Source organism: Pseudoalteromonas sp. ND6B (assembly GCF_000764215.1).
Lineage (GTDB): Bacteria > Pseudomonadota > Gammaproteobacteria > Enterobacterales > Alteromonadaceae > Pseudoalteromonas > Pseudoalteromonas tetraodonis.
Window position 1 is genome coordinate 64,440 of the sequence record NZ_JQFL01000080.1, and the last position, 17,766, is coordinate 82,205.

Genomic DNA, 17,766 nt, shown 5'->3' on the forward strand with positions numbered 1-17,766 from the left:
TAAGTTATCAGCTTAAAATTAAAACACCGCATTTAAATTAAATGCGGTGTTTTAATGTTGTACTTACCAATTTTGCATTTCTACAATCCGTGACTGGGTTCGCGCATATTCAAAACTTAACTTTTTACCTTGGTATAACTCGTTTATGTCGGCCTGGGCATTAATTACTAGTAATTTGTGGCAATCGTAAAACTCATCGACTAAGGCAATAAAACGCCGTGCTTCATCATCGAGCGTATGCTCATCCAATTGCTGCTTTTCTCGCTGATAGCTATCTTCTATACCATGCACAATAACCTTACCGGTTGCCTCTTTTCCCATTATTGGCACATTCGCGATATATACTACCGAAAACTGTTCTGCTAAAAACATATAGTCATTGGCGCTACGAGGGCCTGAGCACAATGCCATAAAATCAATCAGTAAAGCATCGTCAGTTTTTAATAAATAGGAGAGTGCTCGGCCATGCACTGTCATTGTACTATTATGCATTACTTGAGAATGTGCGGATAAAAACCCAGCCTCAAATTCCGCGTGGGGCAAGTTAATAAAATAATGACGACTGCTTCTACCGTACCTGAAGCGGTGGTCTTCCTCCCCCGCTACGTTAATTACATGACAATGCGCATTTATTAAATCGATAGTTGGTAAAAATCGCGCGCGTTGCAAACCGTTGTAATAAAGTTGCTCGGGTTTTGCGTTAGAGGTTGCGACTAGTACCACGCCTTGTTCAAACAAAGCGTTAAATAACCGAGCCATGATCATGGCATCACCAATATCACTAACAAAAAACTCATCAAAGCACAGTACCTTTATCTCTTTGGCCCACTGTTTAGCTATTATTTGTAGCGGATTTTTATCCCCTTGTAACTTGGCCAATTGAGCATGAATTTTTTCAATAAAGTGATGAAAATGCAGGCGCTGCTTTTTTTCTGTGGGTAAGTTTTTATAAAATAAATCCATCAGCATAGATTTACCTCGGCCAACAGGACCGTATAAATATACCCCTTTGATTAACCGTGCTTTTTGCCACCAGCTTGTTGGCTGATTTAATTGCTCACTCAAAGACTGTAACGCACTCATGGCTTGGTGCTGCGCCGCATCAAAATCAAGCTCTCCTGATGAAACTTTGCGGTGGTACAGGCTTAAAATTTCTGTGCTGGGCTCTGTCATGGTATTTCACTATCCGCTATACTCGCGGCCATTGTAGCCGACTAAAAATGTGAACAACATGAAATTTCCTTGCCGTTTAGATAAATTTATTAGCCATTTAGCAGAGTTACCACGCTCAAAAGCCCGTGCGGCAATAAAAAGTCAGGCGGCTAGCGTTAATGGCGAGGTGATCACGGCATTCGACTTTCAAGTTACTCAACAAGATGACGTGCTGTTTTATGACGAGCCATTAGTTTTTTTAGGTAAACGCTACTTTATGCTCAATAAGCCGGTAGGTTATGTATGCGCTAATTCGGATGAGTTACACAAAACCGTATTTGATTTGCTTGATGAGCCAAACATGGCCGATTTTCACATTGCTGGGCGTTTAGACATAGACACCACTGGCCTAGTGCTTATTACTAACGATGGCGACTGGTCACACAAAATTACCTCGCCGAAAAAGAATAAATTTAAAACCTATTTGGTTGAAACCCAAGAGCCGATTACCGATGATGCACTGCAGCAATTACGCGACGGTGTACAGCTTCACAATGAAAAAGATTTAACTCGCCCTGCTATTGCTGAGCGCTTGGGGAATTATGGTTTACGCTTGTCTATTTCTGAGGGTAAGTATCACCAAGTAAAACGTATGCTAGCAGCGGTAGATAACAAAGTAGTTGAATTACATCGTGAACAAATTGCGGGTATAAAGTTAGGTGAAGATCTGGCTGCAGGTGAATACCGCCCACTAACCGCCGCAGAGATAAAACTGTAAGGCTGTTTAGGTATTAGGAAAACAGCTTCAAACTGACCGCAGCCCTTTCTGAAACCTGACGCCTAAAACCTGCTCTTATGATTTAATCTGCACTAAATCAAAGTCTGTCATCCCGGGTACAATGGCTTGTAGGCGAGACTCTGTAATATCAAGAGAATTTAAGCATTCACAATATTCAGAGGCTTTAAGTTCTAATTGGTGGGCTTTTTTTTGCAACGACTTATCGATTTCTTTGGTGATGATATCCATGCGTTGCCCCATGTCGTTCATGCGGTCTTCTATATTGCCTTCTCGAGATTTAAACGCATCCCCGAGCGACATTAAAATAGCACCCAAAGAGCCATGTACTGCAGAGTGTATTTTTTGGCTAATTTCTTTAGTAAAAAAATCATCAATTTGGGAAAGCGATTGAGGGGCTATAAAAAAGAAGTCGTCGCCACGCTTAAACTTATCCATAAGTGCACGCTCTACATATTGTAATTGCGTTTTTAGCACTTCGGGTTCTTTATCTGACATGCCCTCAACAACATGCTCAATAGCACTAAGCCCAAGGTTTACGCCATCAGTCGCTAAATCGACCAGCTCTGGAACCGTTTGACGAATACCATTGCTAAATTGTTCTAGCACTTTACTTTCGTCGGTACTTAAATCGACCCAGTAGCCTCGAATAAACAGTTGATTATTATTGTTAATTTGCACCCTAGTTTGGCCTTTATCAACAATACGGATCACATCATCGGTAATAATTAAACCATGACGAAGTTCAACATCACATTGCTTTTGTGCGATTGCATTGCAGCTTAAAAGTGCCATTGATAACGCCAATATCGAACGAGATAAAAACGCCATAAACACCTCAAAAAGACTAAAATAGGGGGTGGCTAGATTAACAAAAAACCAACTTTATGCAAGCAAAAGTAACACCCTAAAAACAAGGCACCATGAAACGTAACGTTTACACAGCGCCTTTATCCTCTGGCTTGTACTATTAAATAGGTGAGCCTGGTGGTATTGGCAGGGCTTTAAAATTGTCAGGCCACTGGCCTGTTGTTAAAAACTGATTAATTTGCGACGCTAAATAGTTTTTAAATGCGCTGTCACCCACTTCAGGGTGGCCTAGCAAAGAGTGCTGATTAAACTCATCAGCAAGTTTGCTTAAATAGAAATGCAGTTGCGCTTGCACTTCAGGGCTTAAACCGTCGTTAGCCACAAGATCAGCCATGGTTTTTGCCGTTAGGTACTGTACTCGTTGTGTTACTTTTCCTGTCATGGTGGCAGGCGCTGATACATTAAACACTTGCTTATTTAACTGTTTAAGTAGCTCATCTAGGCTATAAAAGCGGTTATCACGTGCTTGCTGCTGTGCTAATCGATTTAATCGTTGAGCATTAAGTAATAGCGATAGACTATGCTGCGCTGCCACTTCAGGCAATGCAAGTGCATCCATAGTTAAGCCGGTACGACCCACTATACTTTCTCGTGATTTAGACTCGCCATACGCTTTAGGTACGATTAAGGAAAGTATCGACTCTGGAATCGTTAAGTTGCTTGCTTTTAGGGTCGCTAAAATGGCATTAACCGCTTGTTGTTGAGCCTCTTTAGTTACAACTTGGGCGCCTTTAACGGGTGCATCACTGCGTATCTCATAGTCATAATCAACGCCCGCGATAAGCTTAGCAACCGCTTCAACTTGATAACGGTGGAACAAATAAAGCGGTACTAGCTTTTCTTCCAATTGCGATAGCGCAACCCCAGTTTTTATATTATTAATACCAAACTGCCCAAGCGCCTGCTTTCGCACATCAAGCACTCTAAGTAATTCTTCACTTGGATTACTGCCGTTATCCCAAAGGTGCGCTGTAGGGTGCGCCCCACCTTTGGCACGGGCATCACTGTCAGAAATAAACGCCAAACCTTGCGCTTTATTTTGCTGTAAAATAGCTGCGAGTGCTGCGCTTTCATCTTGTCCGGTAAAATCACTGTAGCCATATTTGATCACTTGGGTATCCCATGCCCCCATGCCTTTAGCATAACCATCAGATACGTCTAACTGACCATTATCAGCAAAACTTAACAACGGATGCGGATAGTCCATCACCGAAGCACGATTATTTACTGACGCAGCAAAGTTATGCGCAATACCCAGTGTATGACCAATTTCGTGAGCACTGAGTTGACGAATACGATCAAGTGCCATTGCATGTAAAGTGCTTGCCACTTCATTGCCTTTTAAATAAGGCGCAGCGAGTGATTCAGCAATAAGGATATCTTGACGTACTCGTAGCGATCCTAGTGTCACATGGCCTTTAATAATTTCGCCTGTACGTGGGTCTATAATTGAACTGCCATAAGACCAACCACGAGTTGCGCGATGCACCCATTGAATAACGTTGTAGCGCACATCCATAGGATCAGCATTATCTGGTAGCACTTTAACTTCAAATGCATTTTTATAACCCGCCGCATTAAAGGCGTCATTCCACCATTGCCCGCCTTCTAATAAAGCCGTTTTTACTGGTTCAGGTACTCCAGGGTCTAAGTAATACACAATGGGTTCGACCGGTTCACTTACAGCCAGACTCGGATCTTTTTTTATTAACCGATGGCGTGGAATGTAACGCACATACATAGACTCATCGAGCCCTGCTGCATAATTTTTATGCTCCACACTCCAATAACCCGATTGCGGGCTGAATTTACGTGGCGTGTAATTGTCATCAGGCAATTTGATTAATGAATGGTGCATATGCACGGTTAGCGCGTATGGAACAGCACTCACTTGGCGCACATATTCACCTGGTTTAGACCCTTTAAAGGTGAGAATGGCTTCAAGTTCAGTATTTTTTACAAATGCTTTTGAGCGATTCATAAATACCGCACTGCGTGACTCATCAAGGCTAAACTGCCCTTGCTTGCGCGCAGCTAAAGTACGGCTTACGCCATGTACATCGCTTAGTAAATAGGGGGTGTAATCAATTAATGCAGCATTGTCATCTTGAGCGACAACTTTAAAACCCGCCAAAATACTGGATGCAAACGCTTCTTTAACGCTTTGCTGCTCTGCTAGATTACTTGTGTTAGCACGGTAGTAAGTATTTACAGCGCGCAACATAACCTTATTGCCGAAGCGCTCAAACTGTACCAAATAAGTACCGCCTAATTGGCCTCTATCTAAACCAATATCGTTAGACCCTACTCCATAAGGCAAGCTATGCTGTAGTAAAAATTGTTGTTCAAGTTTATCAACTTTTAAATACACATTGCCGTTTTGCGTATCGTAAAAGAAAGAAAAATAACCAGGGAAATGGTTCATTTTTTCAGTAAATTCGTCAATAGACTTAATTGCTGCGTGCGCTTGGGTTATCATACAGAGCAGCACAGTAAAGAGTATGTAACTTAATCGTGATATTTTTTGCATAATCTTATCTTTGTTATTAGCGTTTTAAATGCGATGTAGGTATCCCATTATAGGGGGTTATTTATACAATACCGTTATTTAAGACGAATTTCAGCGCTCTAAACTAATCTCTCTCACATTATGATTAGTTTTAACACGTTATCAGGAAAAAAGAATGCGTAGACTCCCACCAGTATTACTAGAAGATGGCTGTTCAAGAGAACTTTTGTCGTTAATTCGTACTATTTTAGCGGCATGTAAAGAAATTTCATTTCGCGTCGGTCAAGGTGAATTATCGGGCGTATTAGGCTCAACCCTCGATGAAAACATTCAAGGCGAAACACAAAAGAAACTCGATGTACTGTCTAATCAGTTATTAAAAGATATATTGCTGGAGTCAGGCACAGTTAAAGCGATTGCCTCTGAAGAAGAAGATTATACCGTTGCTGGTAACCCAGATGCTGAATTTATTGTGGCTTTTGACCCACTTGATGGCTCGTCAAATACCGATATTAACTCGCTAGTAGGCACTATATTTTCTATTATGAAAGCGCCGGTGGGCTCTGATGCTGCTGATGAAAAGATTTTTATGCAACCTGGGCATCAACAAGTGGCTGCAGGTTACGTACTGTATGGCCCATCAACTATGCTTGCGCTAACAACGGGTAAAGGTACACGCATGTTTACCTTAGATAAAACCCAAGGTAGCTTTTTACTTACTCAAGATTTTGCCGCTATTCCTGCTAAAACTAATGAATTTGCAATTAACGCCTCTAACCAGCGCCACTGGGAACCAGCGATGCAAAACTACATTAATGACTTACTTGCCGGAGATACAGGCCCTCGCGCTCAAAACTTCAATATGCGTTGGATTGCTGCAATGGTTGGCGATGTGCACCGTGTACTTAGCCGTGGTGGCTTATTTACTTACCCAACTGATACTAAAGATCCTAATAAGCCTAATAAACTGCGTTTACTTTATGAAGCAAACCCAATGGCAATGCTAGTAGAGCAAGCAGGTGGTATTGCTTCAACAGGCACTGAGCGTATTATGGATATTCAGCCTGATGCCATCCATCAGCGTGTTGCGGTTATTTTAGGCTCTAAAGACGAAGTAGAAACTTGCTTGAGCTATCATAAGTAAACAAGTTGTCAGTTGTCAGTTGTCAGTTGTCAGAAAATACTAAGCCGCATTTAACTTAAATGCGGCTTAGTATTATTTATTCGTTACATAAAACCGCAGTAAGCGCGCATCTAAAAAAGTTGAGTTAGCCTAAATCTAGTCCTTTAATAATGCTAATAATTGTTCAAGCTTTTTATGGCTAAACTCGCCCATTTGTTCGCTATTGCTCAGCGCATAAATAACCCCTTCATGCTCAGCGCTATCTATATCTGCTCTTGATTCAATGACGTTGGCCCAAAGCGCGAGATCATCGAGATCTATTTCATTACTTACACAGCGCTTAAGCACATCAATCAATACGGGTGTCGTTAACTTATAAAGTGGTTTAGCATTGTGCGCAGAGCTTGACACTATTACTGAGATTGCTTCGTCTCTATGCTCACCAAAAGTAATAAATTCAGCCAATGCTTTTTGTATATTCATAATGTTTGTTATTCTTGCTGCTCTACTGTTAATAAGACCTAAAATGACCCAGATAAACTGCAGCCAATGTAATACAACGCTTAACTGTAATGTTAATGATATAACCGCATGTTGGTGTTATCAGTTACCCGCTATTTTACCACTCAATGATACAGCAACCAGCTGCTTATGCCGATCATGTACTCTTGCTAAAATAAATAGCTATTTAGAGACTATATACACCCAACCAATAAAAGCTCAAATCGCTTTTGCTAAACAATTTAGAAGCAATGATAATTTAATTGAAGGGTTAGATTACACCATGCAAAATAGTTACATGGTGTTTAGTAAGTGGTATTTTTTAAAACGGGGTACTTGCTGCAAAAACGGGTGTAAAAATTGTCCCTACAATTAATCTACTCTCCCGCTGCAATTGGCAGTGAACTGTCGGCTCCCCATTCACTCCACGAGCCATCGTATACACTTAAATTACTATAACCGCATTCATCGGCAAACAGCGCAAGCGCACAAGCAGTAACACCAGAGCCACAGCTAAATTGTAAGTGGGTTGCATTACCGACTAATTCACTAAACTTTGCCTGTATAAAGTCGAGTGATTTTGCTTCACCATTTTCTAATAGACTAGTTAAAGGTAGCGAATAGCTATTAATAATATGGCCGCTGCGCATTCCGGCTCTTGGCTCACTACTTTTGCCGGTAAAGCGCTCATAAGCGCGTGCATCTAAAATAACTGTATTGGCATCCTCAGTAGCACTTAGCACCTGTTTTTTATCAATAAAGTAATCAGGCCGGTATTGAGCAATAAAATCGCCTTTTAATGATGCTTGTGTATAGTTTGATTCAATCGGAAGCCCAAGTTCAAGCCACTTGGCTAAACCGCCACTGAGGACTTTTACGTTATCAAACCCCATGGCTTTAAACATCCACCAAGCTCTAGCTGCACTGAATAACCCTGCATCTTCATAAATCACCACAAGTGAATCGTGATTCACTCCCGCTTTTTGCATCACTTGAGTAAATTGTTCTGCACTACACAAGGTATTAGGCAATGGGTTTGAGGTATCTGCGAGTTCTTTTTTGATATCAAACCGTTGTGCTTTAGGAAGCATATATTTTGGTGAGTACTCCCCGTTTACTGAAGGACGCAACATACCCGCATCAAATACGACTAAGTCCGCACTATTATAGAGTGCAAAAAGTTGCTCACAACTAATCATATTTTTCATATTGTCTGTAGCTATTATCTGTTTAATAATTGATAGTTATCATCTTAGCAAAAAAATAAACCTCTTCTTAGTACTCGTTTATAGAATAATGATTTGCTTAATTTAAATTTTAATAACTTTAATTCCGCACAGCTCCACACAATGCTAGACTTAAAAAAAATAAAAAAATGCTTATAGATATGACTGTACCTATTTATGTAATTAATATGAAATGTTGCGAAGATCGATGGCTAGAAACCCAAAACAAATTAAACACATTAAATATTAATGCCCAAAGGTTTGATGCTACTATTGGTAGAGAGCTCTCGGAGCAAGAAATTAAAATGTGGTATTGCCCAAAAAAAAATAACAAACAATACCATCGTGATTTAACCTTGGGTGAAATTGGTTGCTATATGAGCCATATGAGAGTTTGGCAAAAAATAGTTGATGAAGCGCTCCCAATGTGTGTAATTTTGGAAGATGATTTATCTATCCAATCGAGTTTTAGTCGCATAATAGAAGCCGCAGAAAAATTACAAAACTGGGATTTTATAAAACTTTCTGATAGCCGAAATTTAGCATTTGTTGATACACAATCCCTTGAAAGTAAATTTGTTTTAGGAAATTACCTTAAAGCCCCAAGTGGAGCTCAAGGGTATATGTTATCTCTAGAAGGTGCTAAAAAACTTCTGCGCAGAAAGCCATTTTTTAGACCTGTTGATGTTGATATGCAATTTCATAGTGAAATAGGGCTTAATATGATCGGTATCAAGCCATATCCAGTCGCCACCAGTGGCCAATTTGAAAGTGAAATAGCAAGGGCAAATTCAGGTAGGCATTCTAATAAAAGTACATTTATTAGAAACTTAAAACATAGGTTAAACTTATATATGCAACGCAAAAAAATATCAGCGGATCTATCAGTTATAACTAAAAAGTTATAACTGTAGTTCAATATATTGGCTGTATGACTGCGATCGGTTAAATCTTAATAATTTCGCCACGCAGTGGCGCCATTTTAGCTAAAATTTTATTTTGCACTGTATGTGGGATATTTTGCTCGTTCATTGCATTTATTAATAAATCGACAACGTGATTGAAGTCTTTTTCGTTTATGTTCATGCCTGTATGAATAGCAACCATAGAGTCACCTTTATATTCACAAGGGCCCTCCACCAGCGAACATAAATGGCTAATAAACCCTTGTCGAAAATGACTGATATTACTGTGCTCAAAGTAATGAAACACTTGTTTGTCATTACCTATTTGTGTAATAAAACTATCAGTTAACCTCTCAAGCCCAGCTTGTTCGCCAAGCTGGTGATACAAAGAGGTGTTGGGTTGGGTTGTACACCCTGCAAGTAAGTTTAAACAACAAAAAATAAATACACTCAGTTTCATTACCAATACCCCGTAACCGATAAATACCAGCCAGTTTGATTATCAACACCAGCAATCCGCCCTAAATCTAAATAGGCCGCAGTCACACTCATATGCTTATTTGGTATCCACGCTATAAATAAATCACGCCAATCTTGTTCGCCTAACCCCAAGTTGTTGGCTTTTTGTCGATATTCAACACCAATGGCAAGTTCACGACTTACAAAAACTGCACTACTTGCTTCTAGCAAAATATGGCTGCCCTCATTAGCCCCGCCATATCCTAACAGTCCTAGCTGATTGGCTTTACTGTAGCGGGTGGTCACATTCCAAAACCAGTTGTACCCAGCAAGTGCGCCCAAATGTAATTTACTGGCGGCTAGGTACACATCTGTACCACTGGTATTTTTTGCGCCAACTAACTTTGCTACTGTGCCATCCTCTAGTGATTTATGCTGTACGCCCACACTTAGCTGTGGCCACTGACTATAAACAATATCACCGTATAAACGAATTTTAGCCCCAGAAATTGACTGCTCTATCTCGGTATTGAGTGCAGGCACATCAAACTGCTGCACTGCATAACTGAGCTCAACACGATTGAATAGGTTTAGTTGCATGCCGCAGGCATCAAGACGATAGTCAGTAACATCAGCACGACTACAAAAACCATTAACAGCCCATTCGTCTTCACTGGCATACCCTGCTAATTGTGCCCAAGGAACTAATCCGCCTCCTGCACTGCCTTCAATTTGAGACACCCCAGGTGTTGCTAATAATTTCCCCGTAGCAGCCATACTTAACGCACTACAAAATGAGAGTGCCAAGGCGAATAATAACTTAATGTACACGCTGATATTCCTCTAACCATTGTTCTAATTGCTGCGCTTTTAAAGGGCGACTTAAATAGTAACCTTGCGCATGATCGCATTGCATTTCGTGAAGCATTGATAAAGACTCAGCGGTTTCTACCCCTTCAGCCACAACAGAAAACCCCAATTGGTGACCCAGTGTGATTGAAGAGCGCACTATGTATTGATCTTTTTGTGATTCGTGCAGAGTTAAAATAAAGCATTTATCTAACTTAAGCTCATCAATAGGTAACATTTTTAACCGTCCTAGTGATGTTTGCCCTACGCCATAATCGTCCAATGAAATTTTAACGCCAATAGTTTTTAAATCTTCTAACGCTTTAATACCTTGGGCTTCATTTTCAATCATATCGCGCTCCGTCAATTCAATAGTGATAGAGCTTGGGTTTACTTGGTATTTATTTAAGGTGGCTACCAACGAAGCGTGAAAACCTGAATGAGCAATATCTTGGGCAGAAACATTAATAGCGGCTTGTAAATGAATATCCTTTTTTGACCAATCGGCTATTTGTGCAATCACAGTCTCGACAACCCAAGCGGTCAGCTCTACTATTAACCCTGACTGCTCGGCTAAATCAATAAAGACCTCAGGCGAGACCCAGCCACCATCTTTTCGTTGCCAACGAATAAGAGACTCTACCTTATCAATTTTCTGACTTTTAATATTCAATTTAGGCTGATAGGTCATAAATAATTGTCCATTATCATCATCAATTGCTTGTTTGAGTTCATCAAGCATAATTAAACGGTCTAAATGCGCCTCATCTTCACCGTCTTGATAATAATGTAAGCTTTGCTGACTCGTTGTAGCTGCATCTACAGCAATGAGTACACGTCGCATTAAATCGTCTGCTTTAGTCCCTTGCTCTGGGTATTGCACAATACCAGCATTAAAACGTAAGCTTATTTTTAAATTTTTAACCTTGTAAGCTAGCTGTAATTGCTTGAGTAAATCAGCCACTGCACATTTTACCTGCTCAACCTCTGCACAAGGGTAAACCGTTAAGAATTCATCGCCACCAATACGGGCATGAAAACCACCTAGCTCATCAGAAAATTGACGAATACGGTTTGCCACTGCAATTAAACATCCATCCCCTACTTGCGGACCAAGCTTATCGTTTATATGCCTTAAGCCTTTTATATCAATAGCAACAAGCGTGTACCGCGCATCATTAGTGAGCCGCTTAGCTAATAAATCTAACATAGCAGAACGGTTATAAAACCCTGTTAAAGTATCGTGATGTGCTTGAAAACTTATTTGCTGCTCACGCTTATTAATATCATTACCCATGTTATTAAAAGCATTCACGAGCGTTTCTATTTCACTGCTTTGCTTTTTACCTTCAAATTTAAAACGGTAGTCGCCTTTTGCAAACTGTCTGGCAATAACCGCTAACTGTGAAAGTCCTGTCGTTAAATTATTTGCTAACAAACTACTGGTGATCACACCAAATAACATAGTTAAAACAGCGAGTGTGATCAGCGTTAATAATAATTGCTCAATATCGCGATAACTCGAGGTTAAATCTGCGCTAAGCAGTAAGGTTATCGGATGCGATTGTAAAGAGGGTAAAGCTATTTGTTCGTTTTCATAGGCCAAGTATTCGGCAAAAAAACGAGCCGTAGTTTTATTGGTAAAGTACGCTATTGGTTGAAAGTTATCTGGTTGGGATACTAGCGAGCTTGTTGCAAAGTCATCTAATTGCGCAACAAAACTAACCTCCATTCCGGTCAAGCTTTTTAGCTCAGTGGCCACTGCAGATGTTATTTTAAATCCGACCAAACTGTAAGCTATGGTTCTGGGAGTTTTAACGGGCAATAAAATCACTTGGTACAGCTGGTTATTTAACACCACAAAGCTCGATTGCTCAGAATTATTTAATAACTCATCCATTAAGGGCTGTAGGTTATCGGCAAAATTTTGTGCATTAACATTAGCTGATACTAACCGCCCTGATAAATCGAGCAACAGCATAAGATCCGCATTGATCCGTTGACTGTGGTTGTATAACACACTGCTAATAGTGGCGGCATCACGAGTTGCAACCGCTTGCTTAAAACCAAAATCAGCGGTTAACACCTTTGCGGCTGTTAATAATAAGCTCTCTTTTGATTTTAAATATTGTTTATAAACGCTTTGCGCAACCGTTATATTTTGTTGCACTTTTTCTGCCTGAAATTTACTGGTAGACCACCAAAAGCTCAGTAAACTAACCAAGGTAGTGAGTAATACCAAGCCAACGCAAAGCGTTGTAATACGACTGCGTAAATTATTGGCCATTGCCTTCCCTAAATTGACTGCCAAAGGTATTACGTGGTGCAGGGGTAGATGTATTTATAGTTATTGATAACGGGCTGGTTGATTCTATATTAAACAGTTTTTTATTATCCAAGGGAGCTGTTTGCAGTGAATGCCAAACACTGGCTTGCACAGGAAAAGTGTCTACTTGCAGCTTTATCTGGCCTTGCTCGTTACTGGTATACACATGACTACTGTTAGCGACATATATATAGCCCACCATGGAGTCATGAATATTGCAGCCTAGAACAACAACACCTTGATTATCAAACTTAATAGGTTCTTCTGGCTGGCCAGAATAGAGCTTTAATTGAAAAGGTTTAGCTTTTGAAAAAGAATAAACATGGTGGCGAATATTATCGCTATTTGGAAAGTCGACGTACTGACCTTGGTGCACAATAAGCAACTCTGGAGAAAACTGTTTATCAACTTGATCCATTACCGCCGTGGGTAAATTGCCCGTAGTTTTTGAAGAAGGTAAATGATTTATTTCTACGACAGCATTAGGCAATACTTGGTCATGCTGATCTTTAATAACCAAATTAATAGTATTGCCAAAGGCCGACACACTAAACAATGCACCCAGTACTAATAAATAACGACGTTTTGCAATAACTTGCATTGCCCGCTCTAACATAATCACACCTAAAAATTCACCATAGGTTAAGTTAATTAGAGACGAGCACTAATTGCAAGAATTATAGCTCAGTTACTTAAAATACATACTTTTTCATTAGTTAAAATGAGCTTTGCTATATCTGTCTACTTACTACGTTATTTAACGATTAAACCGTAATCAGCATCTAAAATAGCAATCACTTCTTGGCGCGGATCATTAGGTATAATAATCTCTTTACCAATAATTTTGCTCGCGATGCCCACATAAGTGTCAGACACTTCAAGCATTACTGACTCAGGTAAAATATAATCTTTTGCTAATTGCTCACGTTCAGCCATACGGTCTTTATTTAATAACACATCACTCTCTGGTACGTTATTAATTAACAGCTGACGGAAACCTTCCTTTGAGTTTTCAACAATCTTGCCATTTTTATAAGATGCTTCATCCCAAATACGCGATGAATCGGGTGTCCCTACTTCATCAATATAAATAAGTTGCTGCGCACCATTTAAATCTTCTACATAACCAAATTCAAATTTGGTATCAACAAAAATTTGCCCTAGCTTAGCTAACTCACTACTGATTAACTCGAACCCTTCAACCAATAATTTTTCGTATTTGGTGACATCGTCAGCCGATTTAAAATTAAAAACATCTAAGTTGTTTGTAATATTTTCACGAGTGATGTTTACATCATCAACGGCAGGAATATCAGCAACCCCTTCTATAATCCCCTTAGTAGAGGGAGTTATAAGTACTTGCTCAAGCTTTTGATTCGCTTTTAAGCCCTCTGGAAGTTGCAAACCACAAAAGTGTCTTTCGCCTTTGGCGTAGTCGCGCCACATACTACCGGTAATATATTGACGAGCAATCGCTTCAACTTTAACTGTACTGGCTTTACGAACAATCCATACGTATGGATGAGGAATATCAACAATATGATTACCCGCCAAACCGGCTTCATTAAACATGTTAAACCAATGAGCAGCCACTGAGTTTAATGCAATCCCTTTACCAGGAACGCCATTTAGGCCATTTTCACCTTGCCATATGCAATCAAAAGCAGAAATTCTGTCTGAAATAACCATAATGGCTAATTCAGTATCGGCAGGAACGTTATAGCCTTTTTCATTTATTAAGCGTTTGCTATCTGCATCAGTTAACCAATAAACTGAACGCACTTTGCCACTGTGTACTTTACCTTTAGTACGAATGGGTAAGTCATCGTTTACGTCTAAAACTTTATAGCTAGTCATGCTATCTCCGGGGTTTGGCATGCTCAAAGAGCAAAGTATGGAATTGGGGTTAGGCGCTCTATAATAATCTAGCCAACCACAAAGCTCAATCTTAGGCTAAAAACAAATCATCTCAGTATATTTATCTAGCTGGCGCATTGGGGTAAACTTGCATGATTACTTGCCCTAAGGAGCTAACTTGAACTATTTAACTGCCACTCAGAATAAGAAATATTTAATGTATATTTCTCAAAATTATTCCTATGCTATTTTAAGGCCTTTGCAAACAGAAATATTAGCTCAAGGAGGGGAAGTTAAATGGTTTTTAGAAGGTGATAATGTTAATCCTGACTTTTTGAAAAGTGATGAAAAAACACTAAATTCTATTCATGAGATAAACCAATGGGCGCCTGACGCAACCTTTGCACCAGCGAACTCTATCCCTACATTTTTTCCCGGAAAGAAAGTGGCTGTTTTTCACGGCTTTGATGCTGGAAAGCTAAATAAAAAAGGCCAAAACGATCACTTTAAAGTGCGGGGCTGCTTTGATTTATATTGTACACAAGGCCCAAATACAACGGCTCCATTTACGGCGTTACAAAAAAAATTGGGTTATTTTAAGGTAGTAGAAACAGGTTGGCCTCCCCTAGATCAATTTTTTAACGGTAACTCAAAGCCTAGCCACATTGATGAAACAGACTCTCGCCCAACAGTATTGATCTGCTCTACATTCTCAAAACGCTTATCTCTTGCACCTAAACTTTATGAACAAATAAAACACTTTAGTGAAAGCGGTAAATGGCGACTCTTAGTTCAGTTTCATCCTAAAATGGCACAAGAGTGGGTTGATAAATACAAAGCGTTAAGTAATGACAATCTAACCTTTGTTGAAACAGACAATGTTATTCCTTTATTACAATCTGCTGATGTAATGCTGTGCGACACTTCATCCATATTACTGATGTTTTTGGTACAACGAAAACCAGTTGTAACGTTTTGCAATAAAGCACCTGAAAAACACTTACTTGATATTACGGATAAAAATAACGTTGAAGCCGCAATAGACTACGCACTAACTTACCCAAAAGAACTTGTAGATAATATTGAAGCTTTTTGCCAAGAGTTACACCCATACACAGATGGTAAATCAAGCCAACGAGTACTTTGCGCAACCAATGAACTATTGCATAGTGATGAAAAGCTCAAAGCAAAACCGCTTAATTTTATTAGACAATTTAAAATGCGCAAAAGACTTAACTATTGGAGTTGGTAAGCCGTTATGATCAACCTTGAGAATGTCTCTTTCAAATGGCAAAAAAGCGCAGTCACCCCGACTCTCGCTATTAAGCAGCTTACGATTAATGCCGGGGAACATGTTTTTTTACATGGTCCAAGCGGCAGTGGTAAATCTACCTTACTGGCGTTACTGGCAGGCATTAATGTTACCACTAGCGGCCAACTTTGTGTTTTAAACCAAAACCTCAGTGCGCTCACCAACGCACAGCGCGATGCATTTAGAGCGGATCATATTGGCTATATTTTCCAAAACTTTAATTTACTACCTTATTTAACCCCATTAGAAAACGTGTGTTTAGGGTGCCAATTTTCAAAAAAACGTCAGCAACACGTGCTCAGCCAAGTCGATAATTTAGAGAGTGAAGCAGCCAGATTACTCAATGCATTGGGGTTAGAGGCGCACTTTCATAATCAAAATGTTGCCACTTTAAGTATTGGGCAACAACAGCGTGTTGCTGCAGCACGCGCATTTATAGGCAGCCCTGAACTTATTATTGCCGATGAGCCTACTTCAGCACTTGATACGCAAAATCGTGAAAGCTTTATTAAGCTGCTATTTGAACAAGCAAAAAAAAGTAACAGCACGCTTGTTTTTGTCAGTCACGATGAAACATTAAAGCCACTCTTTAGCCGCACAATCGACTTAGTAAGTTTACAAGGTGATGTATGATTTTATTTAAACTTGCCTATAAAAGTTTGCTCAATAGACGTGCCAGCGTATTACTGACATTGCTCACTATTGCGATTAGCGTCATGTTATTACTCAGTATTGAGCGAGTTCGCGTAGATGCTAAAAGTAGTTTTAGTAATACCATTTCGGGTACCGATTTAATTGTTGGCGCACGCACTGGCGATATTCAATTACTCCTCTCCTCGGTATTTAGAATTGGCCATACCAACAATGGGGTGAGTTGGCAAAGCTATCAATACATAACAAAACAGCGCGGGGTTAAGTGGAGCATTCCTATCAGCCTTGGAGATAGCCACAAAGGCCAAGCAGTCTTAGGCACCACACTCGATTATTTTAAGCACTACCGATTTGCCAAAAAACAGCCCTTAGTATTTGAACAAGGACAGGCTTTTTCTAGCATCAATGAAGTTGTTATAGGTAGTGAGGTTGCAAAAAAATTAGCTTATCAAATTGGCGATGAAATCGTTATTTCTCATGGTATGGGCAATACTAGCTTTCATCATCATGACGATAACCCCTTCAAAGTTGTTGGTATTTTAAAGCCCACCGGCACCCCGGTGGATAAAACCTTGCATGTGCCGCTAGCGGCAATTGAACTGATCCATGGTGGCGGCCACAATGCACATGACGATCATCATGATCACTCGAGCCATGCATTAACTGGGCACCCAAAACAAATTACCGCTTTTTTAATGGGCTTCGACTCCCCGCTTTATACGCTGCAAATTAGGCGTAACATAAATCAATATAAATCAGAGCCTTTATTAGCGATTATGCCCACAGTCACTCTAAAAGAGCTTTGGGAAATGCTGGCAATTATAGAAAAAATACTGCTGTTATTTTCATTTGTGGTGGTCATTATTAGCTTGCTAGGTATGTTAACCACACTACTTGCTAACCTTAATCAACGCCGCAGAGAATTGGCAATATTACGCTCTGTGGGTGCTCGCCCTTGGCAGTTATTTTCGCTGATCAGTATGGAATCACTGCTCACCACCTTTTTAGGCTGTTTGATAGGGTGTATTTTATTTTATGCACTTATGGGCACTACGGCGGGTTACTTGCAAAGCCAAGCAGGGGTTAGCATTAATATCAGTATGCTCTCTGACTATGAACTCACTTTGATTGGCGTTATTATGGCTGCGGGATTCATTATTGGTTTGATCCCCGCAACACGCGCTTACTTTTATTCTCTCAGTGATGGTATGAGTATAAAAATATAAACTT

The 17,766-nt window shown here is 39.9% G+C and carries 17 protein-coding genes; 7 read left to right on the forward strand and 10 right to left on the reverse strand.

From position 1 onward, the window contains the following. Positions 1-63: 63 nt before the first annotated feature. On the reverse strand, positions 64-1,173 hold the full coding sequence (zapE, locus tag ND6B_RS01625; protein WP_033104277.1) for a cell division protein ZapE: 1,110 nt from the start codon (positions 1,171-1,173) through the stop codon (positions 64-66). A 58-nt stretch (positions 1,174-1,231) separates the two neighbouring features. Here zapE and rsuA point away from each other — a divergent pair, with 58 nt between their 5' ends. Next, complete coding sequence (gene rsuA, locus ND6B_RS01620) at positions 1,232-1,930, forward strand: 16S rRNA pseudouridine(516) synthase RsuA (RefSeq protein WP_008115462.1); 699 nt, start codon at positions 1,232-1,234, stop codon at positions 1,928-1,930. 75 nt (positions 1,931-2,005) lie between these two features. Here rsuA and ND6B_RS01615 read toward each other — a convergent pair whose 3' ends face one another. Next, complete coding sequence (locus tag ND6B_RS01615; RefSeq protein WP_008115461.1) at positions 2,006-2,779, reverse strand: YggN family protein; 774 nt, start codon at positions 2,777-2,779, stop codon at positions 2,006-2,008. Between the two features lie 139 nt (positions 2,780-2,918). Further along, positions 2,919-5,348: a zinc-dependent metalloprotease gene (locus ND6B_RS01610; RefSeq protein WP_033104278.1), complete on the reverse strand. Its 2,430-nt coding sequence runs from the start codon at positions 5,346-5,348 to the stop codon at positions 2,919-2,921. Positions 5,349-5,502: 154 nt separating this feature from the next. Here ND6B_RS01610 and ND6B_RS01605 point away from each other — a divergent pair, with 154 nt between their 5' ends. Beyond that, positions 5,503-6,471, forward strand: a complete 969-nt coding sequence (locus ND6B_RS01605; RefSeq protein ID WP_033104279.1) for a class 1 fructose-bisphosphatase — start codon at positions 5,503-5,505, stop codon at positions 6,469-6,471. A 135-nt stretch (positions 6,472-6,606) separates the two neighbouring features. On the opposite strand, the gene ND6B_RS01600 is transcribed toward ND6B_RS01605, so the two are convergent. Next, entirely contained in the window at positions 6,607-6,933 is a 327-nt protein-coding gene (locus tag ND6B_RS01600) for a hypothetical protein (protein WP_013463944.1), read from the reverse strand. Positions 6,934-6,976: 43 nt separating this feature from the next. Here ND6B_RS01600 and ND6B_RS20045 point away from each other — a divergent pair, with 43 nt between their 5' ends. Then, positions 6,977-7,327 carry a DUF5522 domain-containing protein gene (locus ND6B_RS20045; protein WP_035112598.1) on the forward strand — a complete coding sequence of 117 codons (351 nt, stop codon included), beginning with the start codon at positions 6,977-6,979 and terminating at the stop codon, positions 7,325-7,327. A 1-nt stretch (position 7,328) separates the two neighbouring features. Here ND6B_RS20045 and ND6B_RS01595 read toward each other — a convergent pair whose 3' ends face one another. After that, positions 7,329-8,159, reverse strand: coding sequence for a sulfurtransferase (locus ND6B_RS01595; RefSeq protein WP_033104280.1), 831 nt, complete (start codon positions 8,157-8,159; stop codon positions 7,329-7,331). Positions 8,160-8,338: 179 nt separating this feature from the next. Between ND6B_RS01595 and ND6B_RS01590 the strand changes: the two genes are divergently transcribed. Continuing rightward, complete coding sequence (locus ND6B_RS01590; protein ID WP_033104281.1) at positions 8,339-9,085, forward strand: glycosyltransferase family 25 protein; 747 nt, start codon at positions 8,339-8,341, stop codon at positions 9,083-9,085. 37 nt (positions 9,086-9,122) lie between these two features. Here the strand turns inward: ND6B_RS01590 and ND6B_RS01585 are convergent, their stop codons facing one another. From ND6B_RS01585 to ND6B_RS01565, 5 genes are all read right to left on the reverse strand, one after another. Next, the gene (locus ND6B_RS01585) at positions 9,123-9,542 is read right to left on the reverse strand and encodes a group I truncated hemoglobin (RefSeq protein WP_008468306.1); all 420 of its coding nucleotides are present in this window, start codon (positions 9,540-9,542) and stop codon (positions 9,123-9,125) included. Beyond that, complete coding sequence (locus ND6B_RS01580) at positions 9,542-10,372, reverse strand: DUF3034 family protein (RefSeq protein ID WP_033104282.1); 831 nt, start codon at positions 10,370-10,372, stop codon at positions 9,542-9,544. Before ND6B_RS01580 ends, ND6B_RS01585 begins: the two co-directional genes overlap by 1 nt. After that, complete coding sequence (locus ND6B_RS01575) at positions 10,362-12,677, reverse strand: bifunctional diguanylate cyclase/phosphodiesterase (protein WP_033104283.1); 2,316 nt, start codon at positions 12,675-12,677, stop codon at positions 10,362-10,364. Before ND6B_RS01575 ends, ND6B_RS01580 begins: the two co-directional genes overlap by 11 nt. Beyond that, entirely contained in the window at positions 12,667-13,332 is a 666-nt protein-coding gene (locus tag ND6B_RS01570; RefSeq protein WP_033104284.1) for a methylamine utilization protein, read from the reverse strand. Before ND6B_RS01570 ends, ND6B_RS01575 begins: the two co-directional genes overlap by 11 nt. A 137-nt stretch (positions 13,333-13,469) precedes the next feature. Further along, the gene (locus tag ND6B_RS01565; RefSeq protein WP_008113749.1) at positions 13,470-14,573 is read right to left on the reverse strand and encodes a phosphoribosylaminoimidazolesuccinocarboxamide synthase; all 1,104 of its coding nucleotides are present in this window, start codon (positions 14,571-14,573) and stop codon (positions 13,470-13,472) included. 217 nt (positions 14,574-14,790) lie between these two features. Here ND6B_RS01565 and ND6B_RS01560 point away from each other — a divergent pair, with 217 nt between their 5' ends. The 3 genes from ND6B_RS01560 to ND6B_RS01550 are packed head-to-tail and all read left to right on the forward strand — an operon-like array spanning position 14,791 to position 17,762. After that, positions 14,791-15,825: a CDP-glycerol--glycerophosphate glycerophosphotransferase gene (locus ND6B_RS01560; protein WP_033104285.1), complete on the forward strand. Its 1,035-nt coding sequence runs from the start codon at positions 14,791-14,793 to the stop codon at positions 15,823-15,825. A 6-nt stretch (positions 15,826-15,831) separates the two neighbouring features. Beyond that, entirely contained in the window at positions 15,832-16,518 is a 687-nt protein-coding gene (locus tag ND6B_RS01555; protein WP_033104286.1) for an ABC transporter ATP-binding protein, read from the forward strand. Beyond that, a complete protein-coding gene (locus ND6B_RS01550) occupies positions 16,515-17,762 on the forward strand; it encodes an ABC transporter permease (RefSeq protein WP_033104287.1) in 1,248 nt (415 codons plus the stop codon). Before ND6B_RS01555 ends, ND6B_RS01550 begins: the two co-directional genes overlap by 4 nt. Positions 17,763-17,766: the final 4 nt, after the last annotated feature.

Bases quoted from the DNA above. Each gene is read 5' to 3' on its own strand.
- ND6B_RS01605 (WP_033104279.1), top strand. From the start codon at position 5,503: ATGCGTAGACTCCCACCAGTATTACTAGAAGATGGCTGTTCAAGAGAA.
- ND6B_RS20045 (WP_035112598.1), top strand. From the start codon at position 6,977: ATGACCCAGATAAACTGCAGCCAATGTAATACAACGCTTAACTGTAAT.
- ND6B_RS01560 (WP_033104285.1), top strand. From the start codon at position 14,791: ATGTATATTTCTCAAAATTATTCCTATGCTATTTTAAGGCCTTTGCAA.
- rsuA (WP_008115462.1), top strand. From the start codon at position 1,232: ATGAAATTTCCTTGCCGTTTAGATAAATTTATTAGCCATTTAGCAGAG.
- ND6B_RS01615 (WP_008115461.1), bottom strand. From the start codon at position 2,779: ATGGCGTTTTTATCTCGTTCGATATTGGCGTTATCAATGGCACTTTTA.
- ND6B_RS01590 (WP_033104281.1), top strand. From the start codon at position 8,339: ATGACTGTACCTATTTATGTAATTAATATGAAATGTTGCGAAGATCGA.
- ND6B_RS01585 (WP_008468306.1), bottom strand. From the start codon at position 9,542: ATGAAACTGAGTGTATTTATTTTTTGTTGTTTAAACTTACTTGCAGGG.
- ND6B_RS01575 (WP_033104283.1), bottom strand. From the start codon at position 12,677: ATGGCCAATAATTTACGCAGTCGTATTACAACGCTTTGCGTTGGCTTG.
- ND6B_RS01555 (WP_033104286.1), top strand. From the start codon at position 15,832: ATGATCAACCTTGAGAATGTCTCTTTCAAATGGCAAAAAAGCGCAGTC.
- ND6B_RS01570 (WP_033104284.1), bottom strand. From the start codon at position 13,332: ATGTTAGAGCGGGCAATGCAAGTTATTGCAAAACGTCGTTATTTATTA.
- ND6B_RS01565 (WP_008113749.1), bottom strand. From the start codon at position 14,573: ATGACTAGCTATAAAGTTTTAGACGTAAACGATGACTTACCCATTCGT.
- zapE (WP_033104277.1), bottom strand. From the start codon at position 1,173: ATGACAGAGCCCAGCACAGAAATTTTAAGCCTGTACCACCGCAAAGTT.
- ND6B_RS01550 (WP_033104287.1), top strand. From the start codon at position 16,515: ATGATTTTATTTAAACTTGCCTATAAAAGTTTGCTCAATAGACGTGCC.
- ND6B_RS01595 (WP_033104280.1), bottom strand. From the start codon at position 8,159: ATGAAAAATATGATTAGTTGTGAGCAACTTTTTGCACTCTATAATAGT.
- ND6B_RS01600 (WP_013463944.1), bottom strand. From the start codon at position 6,933: ATGAATATACAAAAAGCATTGGCTGAATTTATTACTTTTGGTGAGCAT.
- ND6B_RS01610 (WP_033104278.1), bottom strand. From the start codon at position 5,348: ATGCAAAAAATATCACGATTAAGTTACATACTCTTTACTGTGCTGCTC.